Source organism: Lysobacter sp. TY2-98 (assembly GCF_003367355.1).
GTDB lineage: Bacteria > Pseudomonadota > Gammaproteobacteria > Xanthomonadales > Xanthomonadaceae > Cognatilysobacter.
Genome location: NZ_CP031413.1, coordinates 2944378 through 2965753, shown reverse-complemented (window position 1 = coordinate 2965753; position 21376 = coordinate 2944378). Strand labels below are relative to the sequence as shown.

The window sequence follows — 21376 nt, the reverse complement described above, 5'->3', positions numbered from 1 at the left end:
TCGCCATGTCGTTCATCCGCAGTCTGCTGCTCTGGACGGTCGCCGTCCTCGCCATCGCGCTTGCCGCGCAGGTGTTGTTGCCTGAGCCGGGCCTGGTCTTGATGCGTTATGGCGGCACCGACTACACCACCACCCTGCCACGCGCCATCGCGATCGGACTGGCGATCTTCGCCGGTGCGTGGCTGCTGGTTCGCCTGCTCGCGGCGCCGGGCATCGCATTGCGCCGCCGTCGCGAGCGCGTCGAACGTGCGCGGCTCGGCGCTGCGCTGGAAGACATGCACCTCGGTCGCTGGGACCGCGCGGAGCGTTCGCTCGCGACCATCGACGACCCCGACACGCTCGCGATCGCGCGCGTGCACGCCGCCCGCGCCGCCGCTGCGCGCGGCGAGCCGGTGCTCGCGCAGCAGCACGTCGACACACTCGCGTCGACGCATCCCGCGTTGCGTGCGGTCGCGCTCGCTGAACTCGCTCTCGCGCATCAGCGTCCGGCCGACGCACTGACAGCACTCGACGCCAGCGCCGCACAACCGCTGCCCCCGCGTGGGCTCGCACTGCGCGCGCAGGCACTGGCCGAACTCGGCCGCTACGACGATGCCTACGGCATGCTCGGTGCGCTGCGCAAAGCCGACGCCGTGCCGGAAGCCGACCTGCCGCGGCTCGAAGCGCGCTGGGCGCGCGGTGCGCTGCTGGCCGCAGCCGATGGCAATGCGCTGGCGTCGCGTTGGGACAGCGTGTCGTCAGCGCTTCGCCACGATCCCGCGGTGGTTGCCGCGTATGCGGAGCGCGCCGCTGCACTGCACTGGGACGACGCCGCCTCGCGCGCGATCGAGCAATCGCTGGACGCGCACTGGGACGAATCGCTGGCTGCGCTGTACGGACGCCTGTCGATCGGGCGCCTCGACGAGCGCGCGTCGCGCATCGAGCGCTGGCTCAACGAGCACCCGGGCAGTCCCGGTCTGTTGATGAGCCGCGCGCGCCTGCAATACGCACACGGCGATTGGCTGGGCGCGGAGAGCACGCTTCACGATGCGATCCAACACGACGCTGGCCCGGAAGCCTGGGAGCTGCTCGGTCACGGTTATGCCGCCAACGGTGACGAGAGCCGCGCACGTGTGGCCTACGCGAATGCGTTGCGGAGTGCGCGCGGTGATGCGTTGGTGGATCTTGCGCCTGACGCAGGCGTGTCACGCCGCTTGGATCCACTGCGCGATCCGCGCGGCAGCACGCGCCTGCAGTAACCGGTCGCGGGGGAGAACGCCTGCGTCACCTCGTCGGTGGCGCAGGCGTTCGTTCTTTCAAGCGTGTCGCGAGCGACGCTTCCATGCGCGCACCGCCGCCACGACGATCGCGAGGCTTAGCCACAGCGGCCACACCGCCACGAGCGTGACGAGCAGATCGAGCAGTCCGCGTCCGCCATCAGCGATCGCGGTGCTGAGGCGCGCCAGCAGGTTCGGACGTTCGTGACGGAGGATCGCGTCGACATCCGGACGTTCCGCGCGACGCACGAGCTGCGCCTGCCGCAGGTTGAATTCCAGCGTGGCGAATTCGACACGATCCTCGTAGGTGCGTTGCTCGACGATGGCTTCGTCGCGCGCGGTCTGCTGATCGGCGCGACGTTCGATCGCATCGGCCTTGTCGGCGATCTTGCCGTTCTGAGCGGCGGCGTCGCCCATCGCAGCCTGCGCCTGGTCATGCCGCCGGCGCGTGAGTTCGCGACGCAGCAGTTCGAACCGCGCGTCGAGTGCTTCGTAGTGGCGCCGATCGAGGAACTCGAGTTCGCCGGCGACGCTGCGCAGGAACATCTGCGCGCGATCGCTGGGCACACGTACCTGCAGGTCGCCGCGCATGGTGTAGGTCGACAGTTCGACCAGGCGCTCGTTGCCGAGGGGACGCGTTTCGACCCGATCGATCGACGTGGTGACGTCATCGCGCGTCACGAAGCCGCCCTGCGCGGCGGCGAGGTCGGTGATGCGAATCACCGCGCGTTGGACATCGCGCACCTGCGCATCGACTTGGGCGGTGCGGATGAAGCGCCGGGTGCCGACGTTCTGCGTCATCGCGGCGGAGCCCATGGCGTCCGGATCGACACCGGGGCCCGTCGTGTTCGACTTTGCCGCGGCCACGGCAGCCGCGGCTGTGGCTTCAGCTACGGCAGCCGGCGCGGCGGGCGCGGCTACACCTTCGGCATCGGCCGCCGCCTGCATCGCGGCACCGCGCGACGCGGCGACGTCGGCGCCCGCCGCGGCCGAATCCGCCGCCTGCTCCTTGTTGCTGCAACCCACGCTCAGCAGGAGCAAAACGACGGGAACTACAAGGCGACGGCGCATTGCACGACTCCGGAAAGATTGGGGTGCCGTTCTCAACGGCCGGCCGACCTTACCGGGGTTGCGAAGCGGCCGCACGCGGCCGCCGCAGTGACCTCAACGCTCGAGGATGGCGACCACGCCCATGCCGCCAGCGGTGCAGATCGAGATCAGGCAGCGACCACCACCGCGCTGCGCCAGCTCCTTCGCCGCGGTGGCGACGATGCGCGCGCCGGTCGCCGCGAACGGATGGCCCGTCGCCAGCGACGAACCGTTCGGATTGAGCTTGGCCGGATCGATCGAGCCCATGGCGTGCTGCAGGCCGAGGCGGTTGCGGCAGTACTCCTCGCTCTCCCACGCACGCAGCGTGCACAGCACCTGCGCGGCGAACGCCTCGTGGATCTCGTAGAAGTCGAAGTCCTGCAGCGTCAGGTTGTTGCGCGTCAGCATCTCGGCGACCGCCACCGTCGGCGCCATCAGCAGGCCTTCGCCGGCAACGAAATCGACCGCCGCCACCTGGGCGTCGCGGATCCAGCACAGCGGTTCGAGGCCGCGCGCCTGCGCCCATTCATTGCTCGCGAGCAGGCAGGTCGCGGCGCCGTCGGTGAGCGGCGTCGAGTTGCCCGCTGTCAGCGTGCCGCGGCCGCTGGTGCGATCGAACGCGGGCTTGAGCGATGCGAGCTTCGCGAGCGTGGTGTCGGGACGCAGGATGTTGTCGCGCGACACGCCGCGGAACGGCACGACGAGATCGTCGAAGAAACCGCGCTCGTACGCCGCGGCAAGCTTGTGGTGCGAGGACAGCGCGAGTTCGTCCTGCGCTTCGCGTGGGATGTGCCATTCCTTGGCCATGTCCTCGCAGTGCTGGCCCATGGACTTGCCGGTGCGCGGCTCGGCGACGCCGGGGAAATCCGGCTTCAGCTCGCTCGGCCTGAAGCCGGCGAACGCGCGCAGCTTCTCGCCCACGGTCTTGGCCGCGGCCGCCTTGAGCAGGCGGCGGCGCAGCTTGGCGCCGTAGACGATCGGCACGTCGGACGTCGTGTCCGAACCGCCGCCGACGCCGGCGTCGATCTGGCCCAGCGCGATCTTGTTGGCGATGTGCACCACGGTATCGAGCGAGGTGCCGCAGGCGCGCTGCAGGGTGATACCCGGCGTCAGCGGTGACAGGCCGGACGACAGCGCCGCCTCGCGGCCGAGGTTCCAGTCCGACGAATGCTTGATCACCGCACCCATCGCGACCTCGCCGAGCTGCACGCCCTGCAGGCCGTACTTCTCGACCAGCGCGCCGAGCGCGCGCACGGACAGGCCGAGGTTGCCGACGTCGGAATACGCGGTGTTCTGGCGGCAGAAGGGAATGCGGACACCGCCGAGCACGGCGACGGGACGATGCAGCAGCATGGAAGGCCTCGTGGGTCGATGACGTGGCGCGCGCGGCGCCGCGGGCATAATGCAGCGAGTGTAGCGCTACCACACGCCAGCGTACTGATGACCGAACTTCCCCCCGCGACCGACGCCGCCGGCAACCTCCACGTGCTCGGCGCCCTCGCGCTCGAACTGGCCGGCGACGCCCCCGTCCGCGACAACCGCGTCAGCCAGGCCCAGGCCGGCGAACTCGCCGCGCTGATCGCCGCCGACCTCGCCGCCTTCGCGCCGGGCGCTGCCGAACTCGAACTGGTGATCGTGGGCGCGCACTACGACCCGGTCGAAGTGCTGCGCCCGGGTTGGCCGCTGCATCGCGAACTCGACGACCTCGCCGCGCGTGCGCCGGGTTCCAGTCGGGGCCGCGTCATCGCATTCGGCGCGCACGAAGGCGGCCTGCCCGGCGCGCTGACGCCGCAGCCCGACTTCGCGGGCGGCCCGCTGCGCCTGGTCCCGTTCGTACTGACCGGCGACCCCGAACGCGTCGCGCCGGTCGGCGACCTGTTCGAGCACGAACTGCTCGAACGCGGCATGGCCGGCGCAGCGACCGCGCTCGCCGCGCAGTCGATGTTCGGCCTGCAGGTCGAGCACGCGCGCTACCTCACCGTGCACGACCTCGCGGCGATGACCTCGCTGCAGTACGAACACGCGGGGCTCGCGCCACTGTGGCCCGTCATCGAAACCGCGCTGCTCGCGCCCGACGCCGACGCCTGGCTCGACACACCGCCCGAGCCACTCGTGCACTACACCGACGGCGAAGCGCGCATCGCGATGTTTTCGACGCAAGCCTGGCAGCAGCGTTACGCGGTCGGCCTCGACTGCATCACCGACGAATGCCGCCAGCGTGCATTCCGCCAGCACGCGCACTTCGAAGCGCGGCAACGCCAGCTCGCCGCCGTGCTGCAGGCGCACGGCGTGCCGGTGAACTTCGTGCATTGCGACGCCGGCGCCGACGCGCTCGACGCCCTCGCCTGAGATCGACTCAGCCGGTCGTCGCCGACGCCGGCTGCAAGCGACGCCTGACCCGCATCCAGCGCAGCAGTTGCCACAGCGCCGCGCTGCCGACGAACAGATCGACCATGCGCGACAGCGGCGAGTCCGCGCCGCCGAACACCAGCGCGACCAGATCGAGCTGCAGCAGCCCGATCAGGCCCCAGTTGAGGCCGCCGAGCACCAGCAGCACCAGCGTCACCACGTTCAACGCCTTCATCGCGCACCTCCGCGGAGGACCGACGTCGGCAGCATGCGCCTGCGGCATGACGCCGCAACGCCGGTGATGCGCTCCGCCGACGGATGGCGGCGACGGATCAGTGGACGGTGCGGCCCCGAGCGGTCGACTTCGGCTTGGCGCGCGTCAGCACGCCCGCGGCGGCCTTCTTCGCCGCGGTCTTGGAGCGCCCGCCCGCGGACTTGTCGGACGGCGGCTTGAGCGCACGGCGGCGTCCGTCGCGCAGGTCGAGGATGCGGTTCTCACCCATCAGCTCTTCCTTCTTCGTCACGCGCGCGACGAGGAACGAGAGCAGCTTGCCGACGCCGGTCTTCGGGCCGGTCCAGTACTCGGCGCTGCGCACCTGCACTTCGAGCAGCACGAGGTTGGGATCGTTCACGCCCTTGGGGAAGAATGCCTTCATCGCATCGCTCCACAGCGATTCGATCTTCGCGCGGTCGCGGTTGATGCGCGCTTCGCCGGCGACGGACACGTAGGTGTTCGCGTCCTTCGACGCGTAGGCGACGTTGACCTTCTTGCGTCGACGGATCTCGGCGATCTTCGGGCTGTCGGCTTCGGTGAAGAACCAGATGCGTTCGCCATCGAAGCTTGCCTGCTGCGTCGACAGCGGACGACTCACCAGCCAGCCGTCCGGGCCGACGGTGGTGAACATCGCGATGTCGATGCCTTCGATGAGTTCGGCGAGTTGCTCGGCGCTGGTGAGTCGGCGGGCCATGGCAGGATTCCGTGGGAAGACGCGCCGACGCTGCGGTGCGCGTCGCCAAAGCGCGGTGAATCGCCCACGCGATCGTTCAGCCGCACACGCACCCAACGAAAACGGCCGCCTCGCGGCGGCCGTCGAACACCTGCGCTGCCGCGGTACGTCAGAGCGTGCCGAGGGCCAGCTTGGTCAGCAGCATCGCCACCGCCGCGCCTGCGGCGACCAGCGCGAGCAGCAAGGGGCTGCGCACCGGATTGATGCCGGCGGCCTGCGCCAGACCGCCGATGAAGACCGGCATCAACGCGTCGGTGGCTTGCCACATGTCACGACCGCTGGACTTGAACGCGACCGCGAGGCCGGCCGTCAGCGCAAGGCTGAAGAGCATGGCGGTGAGGCCATCCTTGAGAGTGATCTTGCGCAGCGTCGCGCCCATAACCTGCATGACACGGAACTCCTGGAACATCGCGCCATGCAGCGCGATCGATGATGTCGACGGGGTCCGAACGCGACCCCCAGCCGAACTATCGGCGGCGCGCAGCGGAAGTACAGCCTAGCCACGTCACTCCGTTTTCACATGAACGGCCCATGCAGCGGCCGTGTCGCGTGACGGCCGTCGCGGTCGCGTGCGTGAAAGCGGCCGACGGCTGCGCCCAGCCGGCCGTAGTGCGGCGCAATCGCGCCCTCAGCGCGTGTCGCGGCGCGAGGTCGATTCGAAGATGCGGTAGCCGGTGTCGTGCATGCCGAGCGCGGTGTAGGTCGCCATCGCGTCGGCGTTTTCGTGCTCGACGTAGAGACGCAGGCCGATCACGTCACGACGCGCAGCAGCCAGCGCACGCACGTGTGCATACAGCGCGCGGAACACGCCGGCGCGACGGTGCTCGGGCGTGACGTACACGCTCTGGATCCACCACCAGTAACCGCAGCGCCAGTCACTCCACTCGGTCGTCGTCATCAACATGCCGACCGGCTCGGCGATGACTTCGCCGCCGGCGACCTGCACTTCATGCACGGCGACGATGTAGTGCGCTTTGGCCGCATCGGCGATGCCTTGCGTGACACCCGCCAGCACGATGTTCGGATCGAGTTCGAGATTTTCGGTCTCGCGCGCCATCGTGCACGCCCACTGCGTGAGCCGTCCGGCGTCGGTCGGCACCGCGTCGCGCACACGCAGATGGCCGAGCATGTCAGCCGCCCGCGCGGACGACGCCGCAAGCGATGCGCGGGCCGGAATTGCCCGCAGGCTGCGAGGTGTAGTCGTCGGCCGAACCGTGCACGACCAGCGCGCGACCCAGGATGTTCGTCCCCGCGGCGCCGCCGAGCGATACGCCAGCGACGTGCAGGTTCACGTGCGCGACGCCGTCGCTGCCCGCGGTGATGTTCGGCAGGTCGCCGGCGTGATGCGTTCCCGCGGACGGATTGCCGTGCGGCTTGCCGGCGGGATTGAAGTGCGGGCCTGCACTCGTCGCATCGGCCGCGCTGCAGTCGCCCTTCTCGTGCACGTGCAGGCCATGCGTGCTGTTCGGCGCGAGGCCACCGATGTCGCCGGTGATATGCACGCCGTCAGTCATCGCCATTGCGCTCAGGCGACCGCTGACCAGCGAACCCGACGCGGGCGCGAGCGCGATCACCGCGGAATTCACCGGCGGCATCGCGACGCCGACGCTTGCGACCGGTGCGGACGAGGGCGACGTCGACGGTGCGGGTGCAGGCGCGGTGCTCGCGCATCCGGCGAGCAGCAGCGTGGAGGTCATCACGGCAAGGCATGTCTTCATGGCGGTCTCCTGCGAAGGATCGACAGTCTGCGGCGCACGCATTCGCGCGCGGTGAAGTCAGCCGGCGTCGCGCGGGGTGCGGCGGCGTCCGGGTCCGAGTTTGCGTGTCACGGTATTGCGGCCGAGTCCGAGCAGCGTCGCCGCTTCACCGCGACGCCCGCCCGTGCGTTCGAGCGCGACGTCGAGCAGCACGCGCTCCAGGCGTTCGCGCGCGACATCGTGCAGATTGGCATCGCCGCGATCGAGGGCTTCGCGCGCCCAGTCGGCGAGCGCGGCGTCCCAGTCGGCGACGGGCGCGGGCGCGGTGCCGAGCGCGGCGTCGACATCGGCGCGGGTGATGCGTTCGCCCGGCGCGAGCGCGGCCAGGCGCCAGCAGACGTTCTCGAGTTCGCGCACGTTGCCCGGCCAGGCATGTACCTGCAGACGATCGAGCGCGTCGCGATCGAAGCGCTTGGCGCGCGCGCCGAGCCGCGACGCCGCCTGCGCGAGGAAATGTGCGGCGAGCAGCGCGATGTCCTCGCGACGCTCGCGCAGCGGCGGAAGGCGCAGGCGCACGACGTCGAGACGATGCAGCAGGTCGGCGCGGAACTGCCCACCGGCGACGCGCGCTTCGAGATCTTGGTGCGTCGCCGCGATCACGCGCACGTCGACGCGGAGCAGTTCGCGCCCGCCGACGCGGAAGAATTCGCCCTGCTGCAGCACGCGCAGCAGCCGGGTCTGCAACGCGGCCGGCATGTCGCCGATCTCGTCGAGGAACAGCGTGCCGCCGTCGGCCTGTTCGAAGCGCCCGATGTGACGACGCGCGGCGCCGGTGAAGGCGCCGGCCTCGTGGCCGAACAGTTCGGATTCGAGCAGTTCCGACGGAATCGCGGCGGTGTTGAGCGCGACGAAGGGACGCTGCGCGCGCGGCGACTCGCGATGCAGTGCGCGCGCGACGAGTTCCTTGCCGGTGCCGGTTTCGCCGGTGACGAGCACCGACAACGGCGCCTGCGCGAGGCGACCGATCGCGCGGAACAGTTCGCGCATCGCCGGCGCGCTGCCGAGCAGCGCTTCGCTGGTCGCCGGCAATTCGTCGGGCGCGGTGACCGGCGGCGTGGACGGACCGAGCACGCGCGCCGCGAGCGCCACGGCATCGTCGAGATCGAAGGGTTTGGACAGGAACTCGTGCGCACCGGCGCGGAACGCACCTGCCGTGCTGGCGATGTCGGTGTACGCACTCATCACCACGACAGGCAGGTCGGCGCGGCGCTGCTTGAGTTTTTCCAGCAAAACGAGGCCGTCGTCGCCAGGCATGCGGACGTCGGTGAACAGCAGGTCGGGCGGCGATGCGGACGCGTCGAACGCGTCCAGCGCACTGCCCGCGTCCGGAAACGCCTCGACGCGCCAGCCCGCATCGCGCAACGCGGTGGCGAGCACGAAGCGGATCGCGGCTTCGTCGTCGACGATCCAGATCAGCGGCTCAGGCATCGACCGGCTCCGGCAACGGCAGCAGCAGCGTGAACACGGTATGGCCCGGACGCGAGCGGTAGCTGAGCGCGCCGCGATGTTCGCGCACGACCTGCTGCGCCAGCGCGAGGCCGAGGCCCGTGCCTTCCGCGCGCCCGCTCACCAGCGGAAGGAACAGGCGATCGGCGAGTTCCGCCGGCACGCCGCGGCCGTCGTCGGAAATATCGAGGCGTAGCGCGAGCGGATGCACGAGTTCGCCGATGCGCGCAGCGTGTTCGGCGCGCGTGCGCAGCGTCACCTGCGACGCGCCGGCTTCGATCGCATTGCGCACGAGGTTCCACGTCGCCTGCGTGAGGCGATCGGCGTCGCCGTCGATGTCCGGCAGGCTGGGGTCGTAGTCGCGCACCAGGCGCACCGCCCAGCCCGCGTCGGATTCGGCGAGGCGTAGCACGCGCTCGAGCACGCCGTGCACGTTGAGCGGTGCATGCGGCTGCGCGGGGGCCGGCGAGAGCAGGCGATCGAGCAGCGCGGTGAGCCGCACGGTCTCGGCGTCGATCAGCGAGGTCAGTGCATGACCGTCGGCATCGTGGGGATCGAGCCGGCGTGCGAGCAGTTGCGCCGCGCCCTTCAAGCCCGCGAGCGGGTTGCGCAGCTCGTGCGCGAGGCCGCGCAAGGCCGCGCTCAATGCGGACGGCAGGCGCGCGGGATCATCGTCGGGGAATTCGTCGACGGGATGCGCTTCGAGCAGCCAGCCCTCGTCGCGTCGGCTCAGCCAGGCATCGCAGAAGCGTTCGGCGCCGTCGGAAAACCGCAGGCCGAGGCGACGCAGGCGCAGCGGCGCGTCGGCGGGTTCGGCCGCGCGGTCGAGTACCGCGTCGAGGCCGCCGTCGCTGGCGAGCGCCGTGAGCGGCAGGCCGAGCAGGCGGCGTGCGCCCACGCCAAGCCAGCGTGCGAACGCGAGGTTGCAGCCGGCGATGCGCGCGTCGGCCGTGGTCCACGCGAAGGGCGTGGTCAGCTGGTCGAGGTCGGGCGCGGCCGGCGTCATTGCACCATGGTAGTGCAGACGCGGCGTCGCGCCGGCGGTGTCAGGGCTTGAACAGCCAGACGGTGGCGATGCGGCCGTCGACGACCTCGTACACGGCGAGCGCTTCGACCGGTGCATCGCCGAGGCCGGTCACGCGCTCGTGGTCGACGACCTTGTGCCCGGACGCGGTGCGCGCGACGAGGTCGGCGTGCAGCGTCGGAATGTTGAAGCGCTGGTCGCGGTAGTAGGTGCGGATGGCGTCCGCGCCGTCGAGGGTCGGCGCGCTGGCGGGCATGCGCCAGACCTTCGCGTCGTCGCGGTAGGTCGCCATGAACGCATCGAGGTCGTGCGCGTTGTAGGCGTCGAGCTGGCGCTGCACGACGGCGATCGGGTCGTCGATCGATGCGGACTTCACCGGCGTCATCGCACACCCGCCGAGCAACAGGGCGATGACGAAAGTACGCGCACGCACGCCTCAGTCCGCCAGCGGCAACGCGATGCGGAACGCGAGGCCCGGCGACAGCGCATGCGCGGCGAGCGTGCCGCCGTGCGCGCGGATGATGCCTTCGGCCACCACCAGCCGCAGGCCGAGGCCGAGGTCATGCGGCTCCGGCAGTGGATCGACGAGCAGCGCCTGCGCATTGTCCGGCGTATCCCCGCTGTCGCTGACTTCGATCAGCGCGGTGTCGCCGTCGCGCCAGGCACGCAGGCCGGGCGGCAGGGGGGATCGCCACTGCGCGAACGCGACGAGGCTCGTCAATGCCTGCTGCAGGCGCGATTCGTCGCCCAGCAGGTGATGGCCGTCGAGGTCCGGCGCGACCTCGCCCACGGCGCTGGACCCGGCGACCGCGCCGACCGCGAGGTCGAGCAGCATCTGGATGTCGATCGGCCGCATGCGCTGCACGAGCCGGTTCTCCTGCACGCGCACCCAGTCGCCGAGCTCCTCGATCATGCCGGCCATGCGGCGCGACTGGCGCTCGATGGTTTCCGCGAGTTCGACGCGGCGTTCGTCCGGCAACTCGGGACGACGCAGCAGGTAGGCCGCGGTCTGCAGCGGCGACAGCGGACCCTTGAGGTCGTGCACCAGGCGTTCGAACAAGGGTCGCTCGCTCATGGCACCTTCGCTTCGCAGGGCGGCAGTCCGCCCAGGATCCGGCAGATCGCGTCGATCTCCGGCGGCTTGACCAGATGATGGTCGAAACCCGCTTCCGCCGTCCGCTGTCGATCCTCGGGCTGGCCCCAGCCGGTGACCGCTACCAGCGTGACCGCCGATCCCAGCGGAGAGGCCCGAAGTCGGCGCGCGACGTCGTAGCCGCTGATGCCGGGCATGCCGATGTCGAGGAACACGACGTCGGGCTCGAACGAGTTCAGCGCCTGCTCGGCCGCATGCGGGTCGTAGATGCGCTGCGCCTGGTGACCGAGCATCTCCAGCATCATCGCCAGCGTGTCGGCGGAGTCGCAGTTGTCGTCGATCACCAGCACGCGGCGCGACGACGCGACGGGCAGCGGCGCGGGTTCGGCGTCCGGCACCGCGGTGCCGCGGCCGATGGGCAGGCGCACGGTGAACCGGCTGCCGTGTCCGAGGCCTTCGCTGGTCGCGGTGACGCTGCCGCCGTGCATTTCGACCAGGCGGCGCACCAGCGTCAGACCGATACCGAGGCCACCGCGCGCGCGTTCGATCGAGGTGTCGACCTGCGCGAACGGTTCGAAGATCGCATCCACCTGTTCTGGCGCGAGGCCGATGCCGCGGTCGCTGACGTGCACCAGCACGTCGTCGCCCTCGCATTCGCATTCGACCCGGATCGGCTGCGTGGCATCGGAGTACTTGGCGGCGTTGCTGACGAGGTTGGCGAACACCTGCGACAGGCGCTCGGGATCGGCATCCAGCGGCACCGCGGCGGACGGTGCATGCACTTCCAGACGGTGGCCGGCCGAATGCAGCAGCGGCGCGACGCTTTCGACCGCCGAGTTCAGCACCGCATCGATCGTCGTCACCGCATGCCGCAGCACGAGCTTGTCCTGGCTGATGCGCGCGACGTCGAGCAGGTCGTCGATCAGCCGCACCAGCAGCGCGAGCTGGCGGTCCATCGCCTCGTACAGCGTCGGGCCGGCCGTACCTCCGAGCTTCATCACGTTGACGGCATTCGCCAGCGACGCCAGCGGGTTCCGCAGCTCGTGCGCCAGCGTCGCCAGGAACTGGTCCTTGCGGCGGTCGTGTTCGAGCAGGCGTGCCTGCACGCGTTCGCGTTCGCCGATCTGCGCCTGCAGCTCAATGTTGCGCTGGGCCAGCGCCACGTTGGCATTGCGCAACGATTCGTTGAGCGCTTCGAGCTCGCGCGCCTTCTGCACGCGTAGGTCTTCGTTGGCCTGCGCCAGCTGCTCGTTCGCGCTCTGCAGCTCGCGCCGCTTGCGATACAGCTCGACCAGCACGCTGACCTTGCTGCGCATGATCTCCGGAATCACCGGCACCATGACGTAGTCGACCGCACCGAGCTTGTAGCCGCGCAGGCGATCGAGGTCGGAGACGTTCACCGCCGTCACGAAGATGATCGGCGTCTTCTCGTAGCGCGGATGCTGGTGGATCAGGCTCGCCGTCTCGAAGCCGTCCATGCCCGGCATGTTGACGTCGAGCAGGATCAGCGCGCACTCGTGCTCCATCAGCAGCTTGAGTGCTTCCACGCCCGATCGCGCCTCGATCAGGTTCTCGCCCAGCGGTTCCAGGATCGCGCGGTACGACAACAGGCGTCCCGGCTGGTCGTCGACCAGCAGGATCGTGGCCGGCGCGGTCGCCGGCGGTGTGGCGATGCCGTCGGTCAACGATGCAGCCACTGGCGAAGCACTCCGAGCAGCTGGTCGGTGACGACCGGTTTGGCGAGGTAGTCGGACGCGCCGGCCTCCAGGCACTTCTCGCGGTCGCCCTTCATCGCCTTCGCGGTGAGCGCGACGATCGGGATCGCACGCGCTTCGGGGTCGCTGCGGATCGCGCGCATCGTGTCGTAGCCGTCCATGCCCGGCATCATGATGTCCATCAGCACGATGTCGATGTCACGGTCGGTGGTGACCTTGGTCACCGCCTCGCGGCCGTTGTTGGCGGTGAGCACTTCCATGCCGTGGCGTTCCAGCACGATCGACAGCGCGAAGATGTTGCGCATGTCGTCGTCGACGACGAGTACACGCTTGTTCTGCAGCACCTCGTCCGATTCGGTGAGGCGACGCACCATCTTCTGCTTGTGCTCGGGCAGGTTGGCGATCACGCGGTGCAGCAGCAGCGAGGTCTCGTCGAGCAGGCGCTCGGGCGATTCCACGCCCTTGATCACCACGCTCTTGGCCACGCGCTTGAGGCGGGCGTCTTCCGTGCGCGACAGGTCCTTGCCGGTGAACACCACCACCGGGATGTCGCGCAGCGCCTCTTCCTCCTGCAGCTTGTCGAGCAGGTCGAAACCGGTCATGTCGGGCAGGCGCAGGTCGAGCACCACGCATTCGATGCCGCCGTCGCGCAGCACGTTGAGCGCATCCTCGCCGGTGCCGACGCTGGTGATCTCCAGGTCGTCGTGGCGGATCAGCTCCTCGATCGACATGCGCTCGGCCGGATCGTCCTCGACCACCAGAAGCCGCTTCACGCGCGGCTTGGTGAAGTCGCGCATGCGCTCCAGCGCCGCGCCGATCAGATCCGGGCTCGACGGCTTGGCGACGTAGCTGAAGGCGCCGCGTTCGAGCGAGTGATGGCGGTCTTCCTCGACGGTGACGATCTGCACCGGGATGTGCCGCGTCGATGCGTCCTGCTTGAGGCGCGCGAGCACCGTCCAGCCGAGCATGTCGGGCAGGAAGATGTCGAGCGAGACCGCGTCCGGCGTGTACTCGCGCACCAGGCGCAGCGCTTCCGCGCCACGGTTGGTCACGAGCACGTTGAAGCCGCCCGTACGCGCCAGGTCGCGCATGACCGCCGCATAGCGCGGATCGTCCTCGACCACGAGCAATGTCGGCCTCCCCGGATCGAGGTGATCGCGATCGTCGTCGATGCTCTCCGGCACCGGCTGTGCAGCCGCCGCCTCGGCTTCGGCGTCGTTCGCCGATGTGCGCACGAACGTCGGACGCACCGTGCGTGCGGCGGTCGCGGCCTCGGCTTCGGACTGCGCGTAACGCAGCGGCAGGAACAGGGTGAACGTCGAGCCCTTGCCGGGCTGGCTCGACAGCGTGAGCTCGCCGCCGAGCAGGCCGGCGATTTCGCGCGAGATCGCCAGGCCGAGACCCGTACCGCCGTACTTGCGCGAGGTGCCCGCGTCGGCCTGCTGGAACGCCTCGAACACGATGCGCTGCTTGTCCGACGAGATGCCGATGCCGGTGTCGGTGACTTCGAACGCCACCACCATCGGTGCCGAATCGAGCACCGCGTGGCCGGGCGACCAACCCCCCGTCGCACGACGCGCGGCCATGCGTACGCTGCCGACTTCGGTGAACTTCATCGCGTTCGACAGCAGGTTCTTGAGGATCTGCTGCAGGCGCTTCGGGTCGGTCGTGAGCGACCGCCCCAGCTCGTTCTGGAAGTCCACCGAGAAGTCGAGGCCGCGACGCTCCGCCTCGTGGCGGAAGCCGCGCTCCATGTTTTCGCGCAGGTGCGAGAACGTGATGTCCTCGGTCTCGATGGTGACCGTGCCCGACTCGATCTTGGACAGATCGAGAATGTCGGAGATGAGGTGCAGCAGGTCGGTGCCGGCCGCATGGATGGTCTTCGCGAATTCGACCTGACGCCCGGACAGATTGCTCTCCGGGTTTTCCGCCAGCTGCTGGCCGAGAATCAGGATCGAGTTGAGCGGCGTGCGCAGCTCGTGCGACATGTTCGCGAGGAACTCGGACTTGTAGCGCGAGGTGAGCGCGAGCTCGGCCGCCTTCGCTTCGAGTTCGCGACGCGCCTGTTCGATCTGGTTGTTCTTGGTTTCGACCTCCGCCTTCTGCTCGGCGAGCAGCGCGGCCTTGAGTGCGATTTCCTCGTTGGTCTGCTGCAGCTCCTTCTGCTGCGACTGCAGTTCCGCGGCAAGCTGCTGCGACTGCTGCAGCAGGCGCTCGGTACGCATGCCGGCTTCAATCGTGTTGAGTACGATGCCGATCGAGCGCGACAGCTGTTCGAGGAACGTGCGGTGCACGTCGTTGAACTCGTGGATGGACGCGAGCTCGATGACCGCCTTGACCTCGTCCTCGAACAGCACGGGCATGACGATCACGTTGCGCGGCGACACGCTGAGCAGCCCGGAACGGATCTGGACGACATCGCCCGGGATGTCCTGCAGCAGGATCATCCGGCCTTCGGCCGCGCACTGGCCGATCAGGCCGTCACCGAATTCCAGCGTGTGGTTGACCGCCGCGACCGGCGCATCGGCGTAGCCGGCGAGCTGGCGCAGACGCGGCGCGGAACCTTCCTCGTCCTCGTCCACTTCGACGACGTACAGCAGGCCCTGCTGCGCATTCACGAGCGGCGCGAGTTCGGACAGCAACTGCTGGCCCAGCGTGAGGATGTCGCGCTGGCCCTGCATCATCGCGCCGAACGCGGCGAGGTTGGTCTTGAACCAGTCCTGCTCGCGGTTGGATTCCGTCGTCGCACGCAACGTCGAAATCATCACGTTGAGGTTGTCGCGCAGGTCGGCCACCTCACCACGCGCGTCGACCGTGATCGATCGCGTGAGGTCGTTCTGCGTCACCGCCGTCGCGACTTCTGCAATTGCGCGCACCTGCGTGGTGAGGTTCGCCGCGAGTTCGTTGACGTTCGCGGTGAGGTCCTTCCACGCGCCCGCGGTACCCGGCACGTTCGCCTGGCCACCCAGACGGCCTTCGACGCCGACCTCGCGCGCCACCGTCGACACCTGGTCGGCGAAGATCGCGAGCGTGTCGGTCATCGAGTTGATGGTGTCGGCGAGTTCGGCGATTTCGCCCTTCGCTTCCACCGTCAGCTTCTGGCGCAGGTCACCGTTCGCGACCGCGGTCACCACCTTGGCAATACCGCGCACCTGCGTGGTGAGGTTCGCCGCCATCCAGTTGACGTTGTCGGTGAGGTCCTTCCACGTACCGGCGACGCCCGGCACCGACGCCTGGCCACCGAGCTTGCCTTCGGTACCGACTTCGCGCGCCACGCGCGTCACTTCCGCCGCGAAGCCGTTGAGCTGATCCACCATCGTGTTGAGGGTGTTCTTCAGCTGCAGGATTTCGCCTTCCGCGTCGACGGCGATCTTGCGCGAGAGGTCGCCCTTCGCCACCGCGGTCGCGACTTCGGCGATGTTTCGCACCTGCGTCGTGAGGTTCGACGCCATCGAGTTGACGTTGTCGGTGAGGTCCTTCCACGTACCCGCGACGCCCGGCACCTGCGCCTGGCCGCCGAGCTTGCCTTCCGCGCCGACCTCGCGCGCGACGCGCGTGACTTCCGCGGCGAAGCCGTTGAGCTGGTCCACCATCGTATTGATGGTGACCTTGAGCTCGAGGATCTCGCCCTTCACGTCCACCGCGATCTTGCGCGAGAGGTCGCCCTTCGCCACCGCGGTCGTCACTTCGGCGATGTTTCGCACCTGCGCGGTGAGGTTGGACGCCATGGAGTTCACCGAGTCGGTGAGGTCCTTCCACGTACCCGCGACGCCCGGCACCTGCGCCTGGCCGCCGAGTCGGCCTTCGGTACCGACTTCGCGCGCCACGCGCGTCACTTCCGCGGCGAAGCCGTTGAGCTGGTCCACCATCGTATTGATGGTGTCCTTCAGCTCGCGGATTTCGCCGCGCACATCGACCGTGATCTTGCGCGAGAGGTCGCCTCGCGCCACCGCCGTGGTCACCTCGGCAATGTTGCGCACCTGCGACGTCAGGTTCGACGCCATCGCGTTCACCGAGTCGGTGAGATCGCCCCAGGTACCCGCAACGCCCGGCACCACCGCCTGACCGCCGAGTCGGCCTTCGGTACCGACTTCGCGCGCCACGCGCGTCACCTCCGCCGCGAAGCCGTTGAGCTGGTCGACCATCGTGTTGATGGTTTCCTTCAGCTGCAGGATCTCGCCGCGCACGTCCACGGTGATCTTGCGCGAGAGGTCGCCCTTCGCCACCGCGGTGGTCACGTCGGCGATGTTGCGCACCTGCAGCGTCAGATTCGACGCCATCAGGTTCACGTTGTCGGTCAGGTCCTTCCAGGTACCGGCGACGCCCGGCACGTCGGCCTGGCCGCCGAGCTTGCCTTCGGTGCCGACTTCTCGGGCCACGCGCGTCACTTCCGCGGCGAAGCCGTTGAGCTGGTCCACCATCGTGTTGATGGTGTCCTTGAGTTCGCGGATTTCGCCGCGCACGTCGACCGTGATCTTGCGCGAGAGGTCGCCCTTCGCCACCGCGGTGGTCACTTCGGCGATGTTTCGGACCTGCGACGTCAGGTTCGACGCCATCGCGTTCACCGAGTCGGTGAGGTCCTTCCACGTGCCGGCGACGCCCGGCACGATCGCCTGTCCGCCGAGCTTGCCTTCGGTACCGACCTCTCGGGCGACGCGCGTCACTTCCGAAGCGAAGCCGCGCAGCTGGTCCACCATCGTATTGATGGCTTCCTTCAGCTGCAGGATCTCGCCGCGCACGTCGACGGTGATCTTGCGCGAGAGGTCGCCGTTCGCGACCGCGATCGTCACCTCCGAGATGTTGCGCACCTGCGCGGTGAGGTTGGACGCCATCTGGTTCACCGAATCGGTGAGGTCCTTCCAGACGCCCGACACGCCCTTCACCTTCGCCTGGCCGCCGAGCAGGCCGGCGGTACCGACCTCCAGCGCCACGCGCGTCACCTCGGACGAGAACTCGCCCATCTGTTCGATCATGCGATTGACGATCGTCGCCGAGCGCAGGAACTCGCCCTGCAGCGGGCGGCCCTCGGCATCGAGTGGCACCAGGCGCGTGAGGTCGCCCTTCGACACGCCGGCGATCGCCTCGGTGATGGTCTCGACCGGACGCACCAGGTCGTCGATCAGTTCGTTGACCGACCGCTCCATCTGCGCCCACTGGCCGCGGCGCGCGGCCGGCGCGACGCGCTGACGGGTCTGGCCGTCGCGGCCGACGGCCTGCCCCACGCGGGCGAGCTCCTCGGCGAGCGTACGGTTCTGCACGACGATTTCGTTGAAGGCCGCGGCGAGGCGGCCCTCGATACCGTCCCAGTGGCCCGGCAGCCGCACGTCGAAGTTGCCTTCACCGACGGCGCTCATGGCGGCCAGCAGGGCCTGTAGCGGGTCGTCGTAGACGGGTGGACGGGGCGCAGTCTTGGCGGCGGAACGGGAGCGCCGCGCAGTGGCTTCAGTCACGTGATTCTCGAAATACGCCCATCCCCATGGGCAGGGTCGCGCGAGCATAGGGGCGGCCGTGTCGACGCAGCGTTCACATCGTTCATTCCGTTCACGGGGCCAATCGCACGGTTTCGTGCGCGATCGTTGCGCGAGGAGCGTCGACATTCGCCTGTGATGCGCGTCACGCTTACGTCTCGCGGCCGGCATGCGGGTTGCATGACTCGTTCACACACGCCGTACCGGAACTGTTGATGTCCGCCGTCCTCGCTCCCCGCTGGTCGTTTGAAGGCGCCTTCCACGACGCCGCGGGCGGCCTCGCGCTGATCGGGATGGACGGACGCTGGCTGGCGATCAACGACGCCGCCTGCGACCTGCTCGGCCGGTCACGCACGCACCTGGAGGGGCGCTTCGCCGCCGGCGCCTGCGAACTAGAGGACGCGGTGACGCTGATCCACCACATCGAGTCGGCGATCGACGGCGGCCCGCGCGCGTTCGATCTTGAACTGCGGATGCCGCGCCTGGACGGCTCGCGCAGCTGGCTGCGCCTGCAGGCGTCGGTCATTCCGGACCCCCGCGGCGCGCCCGGCTACCTCGCCGCCACGCTGCACGACGTCACCGAGCAACGCCGCGCCCGCGAGGAACGCGATGCGTTCTTCGACCTCTGCCCCGATCCGCTGGCCATCGCCACCCACGACGGCGTGATCCAGCGCGTGAATCGTGCCTGGGAAGTCGCGCTCGGCTGGTCCAGCGAAGAAATGCGCGCGCAGCCGTTCATCGAGCTCGTGCATCCCGACGACCGCGAACGCACGGCGGCCGAGTCCGAGCGCACGTTCGCTGGACAGGCAACGCCGCGCTTCCGCAATCGCTACAAAGTGAAGTCGGGCGGCTACCGCTGGCTGGAATGGCAGGTGCGCCTCGGTGGCGACGGCCGCATGCACGCCATCGCCCGCGACGTCACCGAACAGCAGCAGGCGATGATCATCTTCGAGGCGGAGATGAAGCGTCGCCGCCAGCGCCTCGACGAGGCCGAGCAACGCCTCGACGTGCACGTCAACAACACGCCGCTCGCCGTCGTCGAGTTCGACGCGCGCCTGCGCGTGCGCCGCTGGTCCGCTCGCGCCGAAGCGCTGTTCGGCTGGGCCGAGGAAGAAGTGATCGGCGACCGCCCCGACCAGTGGCGTTTCATCCACGAGGACGACGCCGACATCGTCGCCACCGCGATGCTGTCGCTGGTGACCGGCGAAGCGCCGAGCCAGATCGTGCGCAACCGCAACTACACGCGCGACGGCCGCGTCGTGCATTGCGAATGGTTCATGTCGGCGGTGTTCGACGACGCCGGGCACCTGCTGTCGATGCTCGCGTTCGCGCAGGACGTCACCGCGCGCGTGCAGGCGGAAGCCGAAGCCGCGGAGCGCGAAGCGTTGTTCCGCGCCACCTTCGAACAGGCGCCGGTCGGTATCGCCCACGTCGGCCTCGATGGGCGCTGGCTGCGCGTCAACCGCACCCTCTGTGAATTCCTCGGCCATCCGGTCGACACGCTGCTCGACCTGTCGTTCCAGGACATCACTCATCCGGACGATCTGGATCGCGATCTCGCCCTGGTGCAGCAGGTGCTCGACGGCCAGCTCGAGCGCTACGAGATTCGCAAGCGCTACCTGCACCGCGACGGCCACGTGCTGTGGGCGCACCTCACGGTATCCCTGCGTCGTGACGCCGAGGGTCGCCCCCTGCACTTCATCTCGGTGGTCGAGGACATCGCCGCGACCGTCGAAGCCGAGCAGACCATCCGCGACGCGCGCGACGAACTCGAAGTGCGCGTCATCGAGCGCACGCGGGAGTTGGAGAGCACCAACCTCACGCTCGCCGTCGAAGTCGAACAGCGCCGCGACGCCGAAAGCGCGCTCCGCGAAAGCGAACTGCGTATCCGCACCATCCTCGAGAACTCGCACGACGCGTTCATCGCCTGCGAGGACGACGGCCGCATCGCCGAATGGAACCGCGCCGCCGAAGCGGTGTTCGGCTGGCGACGCACCGAAGTCATTGGCCGTTCGCTGGGCGAGATGATCGTGCCGCCGGCGTTGCGCCAGCCCCATGAGGCCGGCATGGCGCGGTTCCTCGCCGGCGGCGACGCGCGCGTGCTCGACCAGCGCCTGCAGCTGCCAGCGCGTCATCGCAATGGCCACGAATTCCCGGTGGAGATGACGATCTCGCTGGTGCGGCTCGGTCGCCGCCGCCTGTTCACCGCATTCCTGCACGACATTTCCGAACGCGTCGCCGCCGAGCGTCAGCTGCGCGAAAGCGAAGCGCGCTTGCGCACCATCACCGACAACGTCACCGCGATGATCGCGTACGTCGGCCCGGACCTGCATTACCGCTTTGCCAACGGCGCTTATGCCGACTGGTTCGGCCGCGACGACGCCGACATCGCCGGTCTGCACATGCGCGACGTACTCGGCGACGAGAACATGCGCATGGCGCAGCCCTTCGTCGACCGCGTACTCGCGGGGGAGCAGGTGAACTTCGATCGCGTGCGCATCTCGCCGGACGGCGACGAACGCCATGTCACGTTCACCTACATTCCCGACGGCACCTCGACTATCGACGGCGGACGCGGCTTTTTCGTCGCCGCGCACGACGTCAGCATGCACAAGCGCCTCGCGCAGGTGCTCGAACACCGCGCACTCAGTGACGAACTCACCGGCCTGCCCAACCGCGCCGCGTGGACGCGCGCATTGAACGAGGCCTCACAGCGCGCGGCGCGGGAAGCCGTCGGTACCGCGGTCATGTTCCTGGACCTCGATGGCTTCAAGCGTGTCAACGACACACACGGCCACGAGGTCGGCGACGCCGTGCTGCGCGAGTTCGCGGCACGCCTGCGCCGCTGCGTCGGCGGGGGCGATCTCGTCGCGCGGTTGTCCGGCGATGAATTCGTCATTCTGCTGCAGCAGGCGGACGACGTCGGGTCAGTCGCCGAACACGTCGCCGCGTCGATCGCGATCGCCATGCGTCCGGCGTTCGAGATCGGCGAGCTGCGCCTGTCGATGGCCGGCAGCATCGGCATCGCAGTGCAGCGCGACGGCGCCGTCGACGGCGCGCGCCTGATGCGCGAAGCCGACGAGGCCATGTACGAGACCAAGCGTACGCGCGATGGCATGCCGTTCCGTCGCGTCGAACTCGTCGCGGCGAATTGACCGCGGCGCATGACCTG

The 21376-nt window shown here is 69.1% G+C and carries 15 protein-coding genes and 1 pseudogene; 3 read left to right on the top strand and 13 right to left on the bottom strand.

Translation table 11 applies throughout. From position 1 onward, the window contains the following. The first annotated feature begins 5 nt into the window (after positions 1-5). Positions 6-1238: a heme biosynthesis HemY N-terminal domain-containing protein gene (locus DWG18_RS14280; protein ID WP_115647805.1), complete on the top strand. Its 1233-nt coding sequence runs from the start codon at positions 6-8 to the stop codon at positions 1236-1238. Between the two features lie 57 nt (positions 1239-1295). On the opposite strand, the gene DWG18_RS14275 is transcribed toward DWG18_RS14280, so the two are convergent. Then, a complete protein-coding gene (locus tag DWG18_RS14275; RefSeq protein ID WP_115647804.1) occupies positions 1296-2327 on the bottom strand; it encodes a DUF4349 domain-containing protein in 1032 nt (343 codons plus the stop codon). Between the two features lie 93 nt (positions 2328-2420). Beyond that, positions 2421-3698, bottom strand: a complete 1278-nt coding sequence (locus DWG18_RS14270; protein WP_115647803.1) for an acetyl-CoA C-acetyltransferase — start codon at positions 3696-3698, stop codon at positions 2421-2423. A gap of 87 nt (positions 3699-3785) precedes the next feature. Here DWG18_RS14270 and DWG18_RS14265 point away from each other — a divergent pair, with 87 nt between their 5' ends. After that, entirely contained in the window at positions 3786-4694 is a 909-nt protein-coding gene (locus tag DWG18_RS14265; RefSeq protein WP_115647802.1) for a hypothetical protein, read from the top strand. A gap of 7 nt (positions 4695-4701) precedes the next feature. Here DWG18_RS14265 and DWG18_RS14260 read toward each other — a convergent pair whose 3' ends face one another. From DWG18_RS14260 to DWG18_RS14210, 11 genes and pseudogenes are all read right to left on the bottom strand, one after another. After that, on the bottom strand, positions 4702-4929 hold the full coding sequence (locus DWG18_RS14260) for a DUF378 domain-containing protein (protein WP_115647801.1): 228 nt from the start codon (positions 4927-4929) through the stop codon (positions 4702-4704). 238 nt (positions 4930-5167) lie between these two features. Then, a pseudogene (locus tag DWG18_RS14255) lies at positions 5168-5662 on the bottom strand (pyridoxamine 5'-phosphate oxidase family protein); the annotation flags it as partial. A 148-nt stretch (positions 5663-5810) separates the two neighbouring features. Continuing rightward, positions 5811-6110 carry a hypothetical protein gene (locus tag DWG18_RS14250; RefSeq protein ID WP_115647799.1) on the bottom strand — a complete coding sequence of 100 codons (300 nt, stop codon included), beginning with the start codon at positions 6108-6110 and terminating at the stop codon, positions 5811-5813. Between the two features lie 219 nt (positions 6111-6329). Next, positions 6330-6830: a GNAT family N-acetyltransferase gene (locus DWG18_RS14245; protein WP_240318545.1), complete on the bottom strand. Its 501-nt coding sequence runs from the start codon at positions 6828-6830 to the stop codon at positions 6330-6332. Between the two features lies 1 nt (position 6831). Further along, on the bottom strand, positions 6832-7419 hold the full coding sequence (locus tag DWG18_RS14240; protein WP_115648213.1) for a superoxide dismutase family protein: 588 nt from the start codon (positions 7417-7419) through the stop codon (positions 6832-6834). A 57-nt stretch (positions 7420-7476) separates the two neighbouring features. Then, a complete protein-coding gene (ntrC, locus tag DWG18_RS14235; protein WP_115647798.1) occupies positions 7477-8886 on the bottom strand; it encodes a nitrogen regulation protein NR(I) in 1410 nt (469 codons plus the stop codon). Beyond that, complete coding sequence (locus DWG18_RS14230; protein WP_115647797.1) at positions 8879-9910, bottom strand: ATP-binding protein; 1032 nt, start codon at positions 9908-9910, stop codon at positions 8879-8881. The genes ntrC and DWG18_RS14230 overlap by 8 nt, the downstream gene beginning before the upstream one ends. Positions 9911-9950: 40 nt before the next feature. Then, positions 9951-10361, bottom strand: a complete 411-nt coding sequence (locus DWG18_RS14225) for a nuclear transport factor 2 family protein (protein WP_205289367.1) — start codon at positions 10359-10361, stop codon at positions 9951-9953. Between the two features lie 3 nt (positions 10362-10364). Further along, the gene (locus DWG18_RS14220; RefSeq protein ID WP_115647796.1) at positions 10365-11003 is read right to left on the bottom strand and encodes a histidine kinase dimerization/phospho-acceptor domain-containing protein; all 639 of its coding nucleotides are present in this window, start codon (positions 11001-11003) and stop codon (positions 10365-10367) included. After that, positions 11000-12718 (bottom strand): response regulator, encoded by a 1719-nt coding sequence (locus DWG18_RS14215; protein WP_162823871.1) that lies wholly within the window; start codon positions 12716-12718, stop codon positions 11000-11002. Before DWG18_RS14215 ends, DWG18_RS14220 begins: the two co-directional genes overlap by 4 nt. Further along, positions 12703-18090 carry a HAMP domain-containing protein gene (locus DWG18_RS14210; RefSeq protein WP_240318544.1) on the bottom strand — a complete coding sequence of 1796 codons (5388 nt, stop codon included), beginning with the start codon at positions 18088-18090 and terminating at the stop codon, positions 12703-12705. The genes DWG18_RS14215 and DWG18_RS14210 overlap by 16 nt, the downstream gene beginning before the upstream one ends. 329 nt (positions 18091-18419) lie before the next feature. Here DWG18_RS14210 and DWG18_RS14205 point away from each other — a divergent pair, with 329 nt between their 5' ends. Beyond that, positions 18420-21359 carry a PAS domain S-box protein gene (locus DWG18_RS14205; RefSeq protein ID WP_115647793.1) on the top strand — a complete coding sequence of 980 codons (2940 nt, stop codon included), beginning with the start codon at positions 18420-18422 and terminating at the stop codon, positions 21357-21359. Positions 21360-21376 lie beyond the last annotated feature (17 nt).

Coding starts and splice junctions, on each gene's coding strand:
- DWG18_RS14280 (WP_115647805.1), top strand. CDS start 6: ATGTCGTTCATCCGCAGTCTGCTGCTCTGGACGGTCGCCGTCCTCGCC.
- DWG18_RS14275 (WP_115647804.1), bottom strand. CDS start 2,327: ATGCGCCGTCGCCTTGTAGTTCCCGTCGTTTTGCTCCTGCTGAGCGTG.
- DWG18_RS14270 (WP_115647803.1), bottom strand. CDS start 3,698: ATGCTGCTGCATCGTCCCGTCGCCGTGCTCGGCGGTGTCCGCATTCCC.
- DWG18_RS14265 (WP_115647802.1), top strand. CDS start 3,786: ATGACCGAACTTCCCCCCGCGACCGACGCCGCCGGCAACCTCCACGTG.
- DWG18_RS14260 (WP_115647801.1), bottom strand. CDS start 4,929: ATGAAGGCGTTGAACGTGGTGACGCTGGTGCTGCTGGTGCTCGGCGGC.
- DWG18_RS14250 (WP_115647799.1), bottom strand. CDS start 6,110: ATGTTCCAGGAGTTCCGTGTCATGCAGGTTATGGGCGCGACGCTGCGC.
- DWG18_RS14245 (WP_240318545.1), bottom strand. CDS start 6,830: ATGCTCGGCCATCTGCGTGTGCGCGACGCGGTGCCGACCGACGCCGGA.
- DWG18_RS14240 (WP_115648213.1), bottom strand. CDS start 7,419: ATGAAGACATGCCTTGCCGTGATGACCTCCACGCTGCTGCTCGCCGGA.
- ntrC (WP_115647798.1), bottom strand. CDS start 8,886: ATGCCTGAGCCGCTGATCTGGATCGTCGACGACGAAGCCGCGATCCGC.
- DWG18_RS14230 (WP_115647797.1), bottom strand. CDS start 9,910: ATGACGCCGGCCGCGCCCGACCTCGACCAGCTGACCACGCCCTTCGCG.
- DWG18_RS14220 (WP_115647796.1), bottom strand. CDS start 11,003: ATGAGCGAGCGACCCTTGTTCGAACGCCTGGTGCACGACCTCAAGGGT.
- DWG18_RS14210 (WP_240318544.1), bottom strand. CDS start 18,090: ATGAGCGCCGTCGGTGAAGGCAACTTCGACGTGCGGCTGCCGGGCCAC.
- DWG18_RS14205 (WP_115647793.1), top strand. CDS start 18,420: ATGTCCGCCGTCCTCGCTCCCCGCTGGTCGTTTGAAGGCGCCTTCCAC.